The sequence below is a fragment of the Dysgonomonas sp. UBA7710 genome, from assembly GCF_002482385.1.
Taxonomy (GTDB): domain Bacteria; phylum Bacteroidota; class Bacteroidia; order Bacteroidales; family Dysgonomonadaceae; genus Dysgonomonas.
Genome location: NZ_DLFW01000031.1, coordinates 58,399 through 71,595, shown reverse-complemented (window position 1 = coordinate 71,595; position 13,197 = coordinate 58,399). Strand labels below are relative to the sequence as shown.

The following is a 13,197-nucleotide window of genomic DNA, read 5'->3' as shown; positions in this document are numbered from 1 at the left end:
AAACCATGACTTTTACCGATTTGAGTAATTCTATTTTTGAGAAATCAATTAATGATTATCATAAAACGGACAATGTAGATAGTCCTATCAGTAATCCTTATACTGAGAAATCGATAGAATATTTTTTGTATCTTAAAAACTGGATTGATACGGTTCAGTGGCATCTGGAAGATATTATCCGCGATCCGGACATTAATCCGGCAGAAGCCCTGTTAATAAAGCGCCGTATCGATAAATCGAATCAGGACAGAACAGATCTGGTAGAGCTGATAGACAGTTATTTTCTGGATAAGTATAAAGATATAAGCCCTTTGTCCGATGCCCGTATTAATACCGAAAGCCCTGCATGGGCGATAGACCGCTTGTCTATACTTGCTCTTAAGATATATCATATGCAACAGGAAGTGGACAGGAAGAACACAACCGCAGATCATCACGAGCAAGCATCGAAGAAGCTTCAGGTTTTACTTACGCAGCGTAAAGACCTTTCCACTGCCATAGAAGAATTATTAGAGGATATAGAAACAGGAAAGAAATATATGAAAGTATACAAGCAGATGAAGATGTATAACGATCCAAGTCTTAATCCTGTTTTATATGCTAAAACACAATAACCGGATAGAAGCTTACAAAAAGTACGATTATGTCTAAAGTTCTGGTAATACGGATATCTTCCTTCGGAGATGTAGCTATGCTCGTTCCGGTTGTATATTCTGTTGCAGCGAGATATCCACAGGATCGTTTTTCGGTAATGACCCGGAAAGCATTTGCCCCATTGTTCGAGAATCTGGGATTTAATATCAATGTTATTCCTCTCGATATTAAACAGAGGCACCGGGGATTAATAGGTTATTTCAGGGTGATGAGGCGGTTGTCTGCTATGAGGTTTTCTCATGTGGCTGATGTACACGACGTTTTGCGATCGAAAGGTATACGCCATTCCATGTTCCTGATGGGGCGCAAAGTTGCGCATATCGATAAAGGTAAGAATGAGAAAAAATATGCGATAGCTCATAAACAGCTGGAGCCACCGCTTAAACATACAATGCAGCGTTATCAGGAAGTTTTTGACAGATTGGGTTTTCCTGCACCAATGGTGTTCAATAATTTCTTCGATTTCGTTCCCCGGAATTTTTCGGATCTTAAAGCCGTTGTTAAAGAGAAGAATGGTAAATGGGTAGGTATAGCCCCTTTTTCTAAGCATAAAGGTAAAATATATCCTTTAGAGAAAATGTCGAATATAATTGATATATTATCTAAGAAAGAGGGAATTACTGTATTTTTATTTGGTTCGGGTAAGGAGGAGCAAAAGGTATTGTCCCACTGGGCGTCCAAGTATCCGAATACGGTCAACCTGACGGGAAAACTCAACTTGCAGAAAGAAATGCTTCTTATCTCATATCTGGACGTCATGCTGTCGATGGATTCGGCTAATATGCATTTAGCTTCATTGGTGCAGGTACCTGTGGTGTCTGTGTGGGGAGCAACCCATCCGGCAATGGGCTTTTATGGATTCGGACAGGATATAGCTAATGCAGTTCAGGTTGATTTGGATTGCAGGCCATGTTCGGTTTTTGGGGAACTGCCTTGTCAGAGAGAGGATGAGGAGTACGCTTGTATGGAGAGAATTACCGAGGAATCCGTCGTTTCAAGAATTTATAAGGTACTAGATAAGATAAACCCATGAAAATTGCAATCCTTTCACCATTTTATCCTTACAGGGGAGGTTTAGCTCAACTTAATGCCCGGTTATATACAGAGCTTTCCGGACAGAATGAGGTGAAAGCATTCACGTTTACGACTCTTTATCCCGATTTTCTTTTTCCCGGTAAGACCCAGTATGTCGCTGAAGGCGATACTGCTACAGTAATAGAGAGTGATCGCGTATTAAATAGTATAAATCCTTTTACATATATACGGACAGCCAGACATATTAATAAGTATGCTCCCGATCTGCTTATTATACCATACTGGATGTCTTTCCTTGCACCTGCCTATGGCTCGGTATGCCTTTTCCTTAATAAAAGGACTAAAATAGTGGCTCTCGTTCACAATGCGATTCCGCATGAGAAAAGGTTTGTGGATAAGTCTTTTGCCCGTTTTTTCTTCAACAGATGCGATGCATTTATTGTTATGAGTGAACCTGTCCGGCAGGATTTACTCTCCCTGAAGAAAGATGCACGGATACTACTACAGCCACATCCTATATATGACCAGTATGCCGAACGCACGGATAAAGCCTCCGCATGTAAGGTGCTGGGGATCAGAGATGATAAGAAGAATCTCCTTTTCTTCGGGCTGATACGGGATTATAAGGGATTGGATATTCTTATCGGGGCGATGGGAATGCTGGATGACTCCTACCAATTAATCATAGCCGGGGAGAGTTATGGCAGTTTTGACAAATATACAGAACTGATTAATCAATCCCCACTAAAGGAGAATATCATTGTATTTGAGCAATATATCCCCGATGATATGGTCTCAACCTTATTCTCTGCCGCAGATGTACTGGTCCTGCCATATAAGTCCGCTACTCAAAGCGGAGTAGTAGCCTTGGCCTATCAGATGGAACTACCTATGGTAGCTACGAACGTAGGGGCATTAGGCACTACTGTTAAGGATTCAAATACAGGTTTGGTAGTACCGGAGCCTGCTTCCGGCGATATAGCAAAAGGTATAAAAGAGTTTTTTGATTCGGATGTACAATCCTATAGGGATAATCTTAAAAGAGAGAAGAAACGATTGTCGTGGGATAATTTCACCCGCTCAATCGAGTCTTTCTTCTTTATTTTGTAATATATCATTGGGATCACTTCATCCTGAATAATCCGTACTTGAGCATACAGATAAAGGCTCTTACCCCGTCTTTCCAGCCTATCTTCTTACCTTCTTCGTAAGTACGGCCGTAATAGGAGATACCTACTTCATAGATTCTTACATTGGGAAACCTGGCCACCTTGGCTGTCACTTCCGGCTCAAATCCGAAGCGTCTCTCCTGCAAAGGAATAGACTTGATAATGTCGGAGCGGAACAGCTTATAGCATGTCTCCATATCCGAAAGATTGAGGTTAGTAAACATATTGGAGACAAATGTCAATATCTGATTACCGATAGAATGCCAAAAGAAGAGTATGCGATGAGGTCTCCCTCCCATAAACCTTGAGCCGAATACAACATCTGCAAATCCGTCTACCACAGGCTTCAATAAGATATTGTACTCCTCCGGATCGTATTCGAGGTCGGCATCCTGTATTATCAGGTACTCTCCTGTAGCTTCTTTAATGCCCCTGTGCAGAGCGGCTCCTTTCCCCATATTCACGGGTTGTTCGAAGAGCTTCATATCTGCTTGCGGATGCTCGGTTATATAGGCTTTTACCACCTCTACCGTATCATCTTTTGAACAGTCGTTAACAATGATAATCTCTTTTTCGAAATTGCCGATCAGGTTTACTGCCAAGACTTTATTCAGTATCAGGTGTATTGTTCTGGCTTCGTTGTATGCGGGAATTACAATTGAAAGTTTCATGTTGTTATATTTATGCCTTCGTAAAAGTCTTTATTCCAGGATACTATCAAAATACGCTATGGTCTTTATAAGTCCTTCTCTCAACTGTACTTTAGGTTCCCAGTTCAACTTTTCTTTAGCCAAGGTAATGTCGGGTCTCCTTTGTTTCGGATCATCACCCGGCAGAGGCTTAAATACTAATTTGGACTTGGAACCTGTCAGCTCCAATATCAGGGTAGCCAGTTCAATCATGGTAAATTCATACGGATTACCTGTATTTACAGGGCCCACAAACGAATCATCAGTAGCCATCATTCTTATCATAGCTTCCACCATATCATCTACATACTGGAAACTGCGTGTTTGTGTCCCGTCCCCGTATATGGTGATATCTTCCCCTTTCAAAGCCTGTACTATAAAGTTGGAAACCACACGTCCGTCTTCCGGATTCATATGAGGGCCATATGTATTGAATATGCGGACGATCTTAATCTTTACCCCGTTTTGGCGGTGATAATCCATAAATAATGTCTCGGCACAGCGTTTTCCTTCATCATAACAAGAACGTATCCCGATAGGGTTCACATTCCCCCAATATGACTCGGGCTGGGGATGTACATGAGGATCTCCATATACTTCACTTGTCGAAGCCTGAAGTATTTTTGCTTTCAGGCGTTTTGCCAGTCCAAGCATATTGATGGCTCCCATGACGGAAGTCTTGATGGTCTTGATGGCGTTGTACTGATAATGAACAGGAGAGGCAGGGCATGCAAGGTTGTATATTTGATCTACATCCACATGAAACGGATGAACAATATCATGCCTGATTAATTCGAAGTAGGGATTATTGAGTAAGTGGACGACATTCTCTTTAGAGCCCGTAAAATAATTGTCTAAGCATAATACTTCATTGCCTTCGTTCAGAAGCCTTCCGCATAGATGTGATCCGATAAATCCGGCTCCCCCTGTTACAAGTATTTTTTTACGAGTCATTTTTCTTAGTCTATCTTATTGTTTGTAAGTTCGTTTCGGGATACAAAGGAATGAAAAAATACAATGCGTCTGAAATTCTTTAACATTTTATTTACCTGAAACTATTTTCTTTATATCATTTAGTTTATTTAAGGCTTCCATCGGCGTAAGGTTATTGACATCCAGCGACTTTATCTCATCTCTTACCTGGCTAAGCACAGGGTCGTCCAATTGAAAGAAACTAAGCTGGTAACCCTCCCTGTTTTCTTTAATATCATTTATTGGCTTCGATATTCCCTGTTTACGGTTATCAGCCTCCAATTGTTTCAGTATATTATTCGCCCGTTTCACAATACTTTGAGGCATGCCGGCCATCTTGGCTACATGAATCCCGAAGCTGTGTTCGCTGCCTCCCGGAATAAGTTTGCGCAGGAATATCACCTTGTTATCCACTTCCTTGACCGAAACATTAAAGTTCTTAATCCGTTTGAAGGATTTTTCCATCTCATTCAGTTCATGGTAGTGGGTGGCAAACAGGGTCTTTGCTTTTGCCTTCGGATGCTCGTGAATGTATTCCACAATAGCCCATGCGATGGATATACCGTCATAAGTACTCGTTCCCCGGCCTAATTCGTCGAACAAGACGAGACTCCGCGGAGAGAGGTTATTCAATATATCAGACGCTTCATTCATTTCCACCATAAAGGTTGATTCGCCCAGTGAAATATTATCCGATGCTCCTACGCGGGTAAATATCTTGTCTACCAGCCCTATCTGCGCAGATTCGGCAGGAACGAAACTACCGGCTTGCGCCATCAGTGTAATCAAAGCCGTTTGGCGGAGCAGGGCCGATTTACCGGCCATATTCGGTCCGGTTATGATAATGATCTGTTGCGAATTGCTATCCAGAAAGACGTCGTTTGTTATATAGGATTCGCCTAATGGCAACTGCTTTTCAATGACCGGATGGCGGCCGTTCTTTATCTTCAATGCATCCGTATCGTTTATTTCGGGACGGATATACTTGTTCTCCTTGGCTACTTTGGCGAATGATAGCAGGCAGTCGGTCTGCGCGATCAGGTTCGCGTTTACCTGTATAGTCGGGATGTATTCTACAAGGCTGAGTACAAGGTCGTTAAATAGGGATGTTTCGAGGGACAGGATTTTCTCTTCCGCACCCAGAATCTTCTCTTCATAATCTTTCAGTTCCTGTGTGATATAACGTTCTGCATTTACCAGTGTCTGCTTACGTATCCATTCGGCCGGAACTTTATCCTTGTGCGCGTTCCGGACTTCGATATAATAACCGAATACACTGTTGAAACTTATCTTGAGAGAGGAGATACCGGTAGCTTCAGTCTCCCGTTGTTGTATTTTCAGCAGGTAGTCTTTTCCGGAGAAAGCAATATCCCGTAACTCGTCGAGGTCGGCGTTTACCCCTTTATTTATAACGTTCCCACGATTCAGCATTGAGGGTGGATCGGGATATATCTCTTTCTCTATGCGGTCTCGGATAATAGGGCAGGGGTTGAGTTTTTCCCCTATCTCTCTCAGGCTCGGCTCACTTGATGCCAGAAATGCCTCACGTATCGGTTCTATGGCTTTTAATGCCACTTTCAACTGGACTACTTCACGCGGGGTAATTCTGTTTACGGCTACTTTGGATATAATGCGTTCCAGGTCTCCGATTAATGAAAGTTGTTCTTCCAGCAGGCCTTTTAATTCCAGATCCTTGAAGAAGTATTCAACTACGGATAGCCGGCTGTTTATAGGCTTTGCTTCTTTCAGCGGGAATACCATCCAGCGGCGAAGCATACGGGCGCCCATTGGCGATGTTGTCCTGTCCAGAATGTCGAGAAGGCTTTTTCCTCCTTCGTTCATGGTGGAAATGAGTTCGAGGCTGCGGACTGTGAATTTATCCAGACGGACGTACTTATCTTCCTCTATGCGGGAAAGCGAAGTGATATGCCCTATCTGTGTATGCTGGGTGACATCGAGATAATGAAGGATTGTTCCTGCCGCGATTACCCCGTTTGTCAGATGTTCCACACCGAATCCTTTCAGGTTCTTTGTTTCAAAGTGCTTCAATAACCTGTCTCTGGCAGTATCTTCCGTAAATACCCAGTCATCGAGTTCGAAGATAAAGAAACGTGTCCCGAAATATTCTTCAAATAGCTTTTTCTTACTTCTTTCCACCAGAACTTCTTTCGGTGAAAAGTTGGTGAGTAGTTTATCTACATATTCTTTAGTCCCTTCCGCTACAAGATATTCACCTGTGGAAATATCGAGCAGTGAAATACCACAGCTGCTTTTCGCAAAATGTACTGCACATAGAAAATTGTTTTCTTTGTGGTTGAGGATATTGTCATTAATGGATACTCCGGGAGTGACAAGTTCCGTAATTCCCCGTTTTACAATTGTTTTGGTCAGCTTGGGGTCTTCCAGCTGGTCGCAGATAGCGACGCGCTTACCTGCCCGCACCAGTTTCGGCAGATAAGTATCCAGTGCATGGTGAGGGAATCCGGCCAGTTCGACAAACTGGGCTGCGCCATTGGCCCGCCGGGTAAGTGTTATCCCCAGTATCTCGGCGGCATCGATGGCGTCTTGTGAAAAAGTCTCGTAAAAGTCACCCACACGAAACAGCAATATAGCATCAGGATGTTTACTCTTGATTTCCAGATATTGTTTCATCAACGGGGTTTCGGCTACTTTCTTCGACACAGTTATTATGTTTATTTAGATGTATTCTTTATAGTTAAATTACAAGTAAGCAAAGATAGAAAAAAAGTGACATAGATAATAATTAATAATAAGAATGAAAAATTAATAATTTGTTTGCTTGTTGCTTCTGCATAAAATTTGACAATTAGAAATCGCCGAAGCGAAGGCGAGGCAAATCTGACACTTTTTACACTATTTCCGGGCTGTTACTTTTCTTCAAAGAACTCTGTGCTCTCATTCTATTTTTTATGAATAAAGAAACTATCGCAAAGAGGCTAAGCCATAAAAAAGTAACAAAGGTAACAGAAATATCAGTTAACAATCAGAACTCCTTTATACTTAATTATTCAATACTTATTACTTGTTAAAAGGTAATACCCATTCGTTTGTATAACTTTCTCCGGATACAGTATAGATAAAGTTTCAGGGATTTATTAATAATTCGTATTAATAGCATAGCTCAACCGTTTTCATCTAAAGCTATATCCGGAAAAACACAAAAAGAGATTAGAGTGAACTTTCACCCCAATCTCTTTTCAATTACTTTTTTTAAAGAATTCTTTTACAGTTCCTTACGATTAATATTCGTCTTCATTGAAAAAGAAATCTTCCTTGCTGGGATAATCCGGCCAGATATCTTCGATAGTATCAAAGATTTCATCTTCGTCCTCGATCTCCTGTAAGTTTTCTATCACTTCTAGGGGGGCGCCTGAACGTTGAGCATAGTCTATTAACTCTTCCTTCGTTGCAGGCCATGGCGCATCTTCTAATTTCGATGCAAGTTCTAAAGTCCAGTACATAGTATCTTATTTATTTATTTGCCAGTTTGGTTATATTTTTCGCAAAAATAGAACTTTATTTCTTATATCAAACTCTGATTCCAAAATATTTCTTTTCCTTTCTTGTTACTTTCCTTCCTGGCTAGTAAGAAAAAGTAATCTGAAAGCCGGTTTACAAACATTAGCACGTGCTCATCCACCGGAAATTCTTCCTTCACCCGGTATATACAACGCTCAGTTCTCCGGCAGATTGTCCGGCATATATGTGCCCTTGATGCGGACTCACTTCCTCCCGGTAATACAAATTGGCGAAGAGGAGGTAGTTCACTGTCCATCCTGTCCATTTCGTTTTCCAGCAGCGCAATATCTTTTTCTGTAATGATACTTGCTGCCTTAGGGGGAATGGCCTCGGTTTCAGTGGCGAGATATGAACCTACTGTAAACAATTTGTGCTGGATATATGATAATGTTTCCAAATCGTGCTCATCGTCTATCTCTTCTGTCAGAAATCCCACAAAGGAATTCAGTTCATCGGCAGTTCCATAGGCTTCGAGCCTTACATGGGATTTAACTACCCGTTTCCCTCCGACAAGGGAAGTTGTTCCCTTATCTCCGGTTTTTGTATATACCAAGCTTTTTTTCATTTATCAATGATCTGTTTAGATAGTAAATACGAATGCTGTATCTGTTTTATTGCCTTGCCAAACAAATAAATCTCTAATAGTTACTTAAAAACTTATCTGATAATTCCATCTGTACAACTGTTTGTCGAAAAATAAGATTCCGGTATTAAACAGATCGAGTACAGCTGTCCGCGACTCTGTATTTAAAATACTTCTCCATAACATCTGATAGCGTTTGTTTGTTCGGATACCTTTCACAATAATGAATGTTTTTTCGTGTGACAGCTCCAGCAAGTACCTGTTTATATCCGCCGGCAGATGATTATAATTGTTAAGGTCGATCAATATACAGTCCTGTTTATCTGCTAAAACGGGTAATGCCGCTTCTGTATGCAGATTTATCTTTCTTGCCCAGTTATGGTACAATTTCCGGGCCAGCGCTGCTTTTTGTTCCGATATCTCGACACATGTACATTCTATATTGGAAGACGGCGCAGTCAGGCAGAGTGTGTTGACTCCAAAGCCGGAACCGATTTCCAGAACCCGTTTTACCTCGAAATGATTTGCCAGTTTAAACATCAGCTTATTCTGTTTATTTAGCTTGAAATGCTTTTCTGTCAGGCTGTCGAGTGCGAATTTTATATCGTCATAAGCGTGATAGGGTGCTTTTTCTTCTATTACCTTTGTCACCAGATTGAACACAAAGGGGGAGTGTATGCCATGTCCCCGGTGATGGCGTACTTTATATAATAATTTCAATCCTGTCCTTGAAAGTTTGTATATGCGCGGCATATCAGAATAGCTTAACGTAGTAGGTCAACTTAACGGAAATAACCCTGTTGGCAGAGCGGTTGAAAAAATCGGATTTACTGTTTTTGTAAATATCCCCAAGGCCGAATGTATATCGTCCTTCTAATGCAAAATGGCCGATACCCGACCTGAATTCGAGCCCCATACCCCCCATAAGGGCGTAATCTATCTTTCTTTCGGGCTTACGGTAATACTGATATGTCATAAAGGAAGTACCCAACTCGCCGCCTGACAGTGCGTCGGATAGGGCCTGGTTCATCTTTTCGCTGTCGCTGATAAGGAAGCTGAGCTTGGGTCCCAGATTGAAGAAGACGCGTACCTTATTTCCAAAGTAGATATGGGTAAGTATAGGCAGTTCGAGATAATTTAATTGATGGGAATGCTGGTATGGGGATGGTTCTCCCGATTCGCTCGGCTCGAAGTATTGCTCCCATCCTTGTTGAGAATAGTTTAGTTCGGCTATAAGCCCCAGATTCTTTTCGGAAATATAGCGTATAGCAAGTCCTCCGGAATACTGCTGGAGGTTTTTGGTACTTATAGTCCCCCCGTAATTGAGCGCCCTGTTGGGGTCGAAACTGACAGATGAAAGTGTAGGACCGAATCCGACACCTATGTTCCACTCAGGTTCGAACTTTTTATCCTGTCCGTTTGCAACAACGGTAAAGAGTGACGATAACAATAATAGGATAAAGAATCTGTTTGTCATTTTTATCTGCTGATATCTGTTTTTTCAATGCCTGACCCTGCTTTATACCGGATAAGGTATAACCCGTTGTTGATGAATCCTCCCCTGTCGTTTACGCGTTGGAAGTGCGCAGCTGATTGCAGGGTAGGGACTTTTAGGTTAGATATGTTGTTCTCAAAGTCGCTGCCGTATCTGTTGAGAGCTGTCAGGAAGTAAAGTCCTGCGTCGTATCCCAGATATCCGTATTTGGGATATGAATTTATAAGGTTTTTATTGTACCATTTTTTGTATTCGCTTACAAAGTCTTTGACGTCATTTTGTTGCTCATCGAGGAAGAATATACTATAAATATAAGAGTCGTATTTATGCAACCCGCTCGTATGTTGTGAATATGTCTGCCACTCAGGATAGCCGAAGAGGGTTACTGCTTCTGCAGTAAGTGAATTCATTGCAGCCAGTATTTTACGCAGCGTGATTTCTGACGAGGAAGTAGGAATCAGTATGTTCTTTCTCGTACCTTCCATCACATTCCCTATATCTGTAATCAGATTGTCGGAGCTTACGGTAGACTTGAACGGGATATTTGATTTCGATAACTCCTTTTTCAGATTGTTTGTAAAGTCCGATTTATCATTGTCAGAGCCCGCTTCGGATACGAAAATTATATTGTAGTCCCTGAACTTGTCCTTGAATGCGGATGATATTTCAGTGTACAGGCTGGAGTGGGATGTAGTCATCTGAAATAATGTCGGTGTATTTTCGATGTCATTTGTCGAACCGAAAGGTATCACGTATTTAATCCCGGTTTTCTTAGAGAATTTGGTCAATACATCTATCTGCTGCTTCGATACGCCTCCGATCACAAGATGGAGATTCTTCATTTCGTTTGTACCCAAAAGGCTTTCGAGTTTCTTTGTGTTTTTTTCCGCGCCAATGTCGAATGCATATATTTCTGCATTCAGGCCCTTGTCCTTCATCTCTTTAACGGCTAGCAGGAAACCTTCGTAATATTCTGCCAGTTTTTCTTTCTGAATACTGCCATTCCTGTCAAGGAACGGAAGCAATACTCCTACGCGTACTGTTTCTCCTTTTGTAGCATAAGGAGTCTCTACGCGTACAGCTTTTTGTTCATTGACGGTCATCCTTGGCTCCTGTATCTGTCTTTTGGGGATAATCAGTGTCATTCCCTCTTTCAATCCGCCGTCTTTCAGTGAAGGGTTTGAATTAAGGAGAGCTTCTACGGATATGCCCTGGTTTTTACCGATACTGTATAATGTTTCGCCTTTCTGTACTTTGTATTCCATATTCGGGCTTGCATATCCTCCGTTTGTTGCAGTTGCGGATATGGCTGTGGTTTCGCCTGTAAACATCGGTACACGGATGGTTTTACCCTTGCTGAATGTTTTTTCGTCCAGTCCCGGATTTGCATTTTTGAGGTCGTCCACGGATATATGATACATCCGCGATACGGAATAGAGCGTTTCTTTCGCCTCGATCAGGTGGCTGCTGTAATTTGTCACTTTCCTCACTCTCTCTATTTTCAGCTTATCTCCCGCCTTTATTCCCTTTTCGGCCTTCGGATTCAGTTTGTAAATAGATTGCACGGTGGTGTTATACGCAGCGGCTATGGAGTATGCGGTTTCTCCTTTCACTACAGTATGTGTGATAACAGCATCCGGCGCTTGCGCAGTAGCTGTGACACCCACTATATTCGAATCGTTATATCCTTCAGCAGACAAGTTCAATGCAGATGCAGCTAACAGAATCAATGATAGGAATAGTATATTCTTAAATTTAGATTTCATGCTGATTGTTGTTAAGTAAAGGCACAAAAATACAAAAAAATGGCTTCGTATTCAGATATAACGTTTTTTATTAGTCTTTGTTATCTATATTTTTCCCATAATCCGGAATATACGATTTCCCGGCAGTTGTCAATAAACTGCGACATATTCTCATCACTAAGATTATCTGTAGAAATGGGCTCATGGACGATTAGTTCAAGTTTACATGGATTGATGAGGTATGTGTTTATTTTCATCAGGTCATATGGCCCGTTTACTGTAACCGGTACAACAGGTAACCCCATTTCTTTTGCAATAACGAATGCTCCGCGTTTGAACCTTCCCATTTTGCCGGTATCCGTTCTCGCTCCTTCGGGGAATATTACCATCGAAGAGCCTTCGCCAAGCTGCTCTTCGGCTTTGATAATAGTTTCTTTCCTCGATTTCAGGTTGGAGTGGTCTACAAATACATGGCCTGCAATTTCCGAAGCCTTGCCTACAAATGGTATTTTGCGTAACTCCTGTTTCTGTACCCATTTTATATTCTGGTTCAGGTACCCGTATATAAGGAAAATATCGAAAGCTCCCTGATGATTGGGTATAAATACATATGATTGAGCTGGGTCGAGTTTCCCGTGACGGACCACCTTAATCCGGCATAAGGCCAGCCGGCAGGCCAGTTTACTCCAAAGACGAGGCGGATAATAACCCCAAAATGTCCGGTCACCTATAAGACAGCCAATCATAACTGTGACAGCCGTAATAATAGTCGCCAATACAAAAATAGGGGCGAAGATGAACAACTGGTACAGAAAGAGAATAACTTTCTTCATAATCATGATATTCTGGTTCAATATGCAAAAATACATTTTTTAATTAAGAGTGCATTTAAGTTTTTCCTACGAAGTTGTTCCGGATATAGAAAGATTCTCAAAAATATTTATCTGACCTGAGTATACCGGAAATTATACATACTCTTGGTTCCTGTGATTATTAATACGAATCAGTGGTTGAGTTTTAACGTTGGATTATTATTGACTACACTTCGTTGCGTCTGAATGTTCATTTTGGCATTGCCCAAAACGAACCAAAAGGCTAGCGCTCCTTTCCTCGGCGACCTGTCAACGGTTTGCCGGCTGAAAGTGACAAACGGGCTATCGCCCAGTCTCTTTCTTCGCCGACTGCACCGGACAGGTACCCGCCTGCGTCACTAATGCGCATCCGCTGGCGCCTTAGTAAGCCAAGCCCTTTGATGAATAAATACGCGTCAGCAGGCGCCGTATGCTTCACGGACGGGCACCCGTCAGGAGAGAAA

13 protein-coding genes are annotated in these 13,197 nt (G+C 41.9%); 3 read left to right on the top strand and 10 right to left on the bottom strand.

Annotated elements, in window-relative coordinates; genetic code table 11:
* Positions 1 to 5 precede the first annotated feature (5 nt).
* From B3317_RS10180 to B3317_RS10170, 3 genes are read left to right on the top strand one after another with little or no spacing between them, the layout of a single operon-like run.
* On the top strand, positions 6 to 614 hold the full coding sequence (locus B3317_RS10180; protein WP_291111146.1) for a DUF4254 domain-containing protein: 609 nt from the start codon (positions 6 to 8) through the stop codon (positions 612 to 614).
* Between the two features lie 29 nt (positions 615 to 643).
* Positions 644 to 1,687 carry a glycosyltransferase family 9 protein gene (locus B3317_RS10175; protein ID WP_291111144.1) on the top strand — a complete coding sequence of 348 codons (1,044 nt, stop codon included), beginning with the start codon at positions 644 to 646 and terminating at the stop codon, positions 1,685 to 1,687.
* Positions 1,684 to 2,799, top strand: a complete 1,116-nt coding sequence (locus B3317_RS10170; RefSeq protein ID WP_291111142.1) for a glycosyltransferase — start codon at positions 1,684 to 1,686, stop codon at positions 2,797 to 2,799. The genes B3317_RS10175 and B3317_RS10170 overlap by 4 nt, the downstream gene beginning before the upstream one ends.
* Positions 2,800 to 2,812: 13 nt before the next feature.
* On the opposite strand, the gene B3317_RS10165 is transcribed toward B3317_RS10170, so the two are convergent.
* The 10 genes from B3317_RS10165 to B3317_RS10120 all read right to left on the bottom strand — a co-directional run bounded on the left by B3317_RS10165 (position 2,813) and on the right by B3317_RS10120 (position 13,103).
* On the bottom strand, positions 2,813 to 3,529 hold the full coding sequence (locus B3317_RS10165) for a glycosyltransferase family 2 protein (RefSeq protein WP_291111140.1): 717 nt from the start codon (positions 3,527 to 3,529) through the stop codon (positions 2,813 to 2,815).
* A gap of 30 nt (positions 3,530 to 3,559) precedes the next feature.
* Positions 3,560 to 4,501, bottom strand: a complete 942-nt coding sequence (locus B3317_RS10160) for a UDP-glucuronic acid decarboxylase family protein (protein WP_291111138.1) — start codon at positions 4,499 to 4,501, stop codon at positions 3,560 to 3,562.
* Positions 4,502 to 4,588: 87 nt separating this feature from the next.
* The gene (gene mutS / locus B3317_RS10155; RefSeq protein ID WP_291111179.1) at positions 4,589 to 7,171 is read right to left on the bottom strand and encodes a DNA mismatch repair protein MutS; all 2,583 of its coding nucleotides are present in this window, start codon (positions 7,169 to 7,171) and stop codon (positions 4,589 to 4,591) included.
* Positions 7,172 to 7,779: 608 nt separating this feature from the next.
* A complete protein-coding gene (locus B3317_RS10150; protein ID WP_006800744.1) occupies positions 7,780 to 8,001 on the bottom strand; it encodes a DUF2795 domain-containing protein in 222 nt (73 codons plus the stop codon).
* A gap of 62 nt (positions 8,002 to 8,063) precedes the next feature.
* A complete protein-coding gene (locus tag B3317_RS10145) occupies positions 8,064 to 8,624 on the bottom strand; it encodes a cob(I)yrinic acid a,c-diamide adenosyltransferase (protein ID WP_291111136.1) in 561 nt (186 codons plus the stop codon).
* An 84-nt stretch (positions 8,625 to 8,708) separates the two neighbouring features.
* Positions 8,709 to 9,395: a class I SAM-dependent methyltransferase gene (locus B3317_RS10140; protein WP_291111134.1), complete on the bottom strand. Its 687-nt coding sequence runs from the start codon at positions 9,393 to 9,395 to the stop codon at positions 8,709 to 8,711.
* A gap of 1 nt (position 9,396) precedes the next feature.
* Positions 9,397 to 10,119, bottom strand: coding sequence for a porin family protein (locus B3317_RS10135; RefSeq protein WP_291111132.1), 723 nt, complete (start codon positions 10,117 to 10,119; stop codon positions 9,397 to 9,399).
* A gap of 2 nt (positions 10,120 to 10,121) precedes the next feature.
* Positions 10,122 to 11,903 (bottom strand): amino acid ABC transporter substrate-binding protein, encoded by a 1,782-nt coding sequence (locus B3317_RS10130; protein ID WP_291111130.1) that lies wholly within the window; start codon positions 11,901 to 11,903, stop codon positions 10,122 to 10,124.
* An 80-nt stretch (positions 11,904 to 11,983) separates the two neighbouring features.
* On the bottom strand, positions 11,984 to 12,715 hold the full coding sequence (locus B3317_RS10125; RefSeq protein ID WP_291111128.1) for a lysophospholipid acyltransferase family protein: 732 nt from the start codon (positions 12,713 to 12,715) through the stop codon (positions 11,984 to 11,986).
* Between the two features lie 262 nt (positions 12,716 to 12,977).
* Positions 12,978 to 13,103 carry a hypothetical protein gene (locus B3317_RS10120; protein ID WP_291111126.1) on the bottom strand — a complete coding sequence of 42 codons (126 nt, stop codon included), beginning with the start codon at positions 13,101 to 13,103 and terminating at the stop codon, positions 12,978 to 12,980.
* Positions 13,104 to 13,197: the final 94 nt, after the last annotated feature.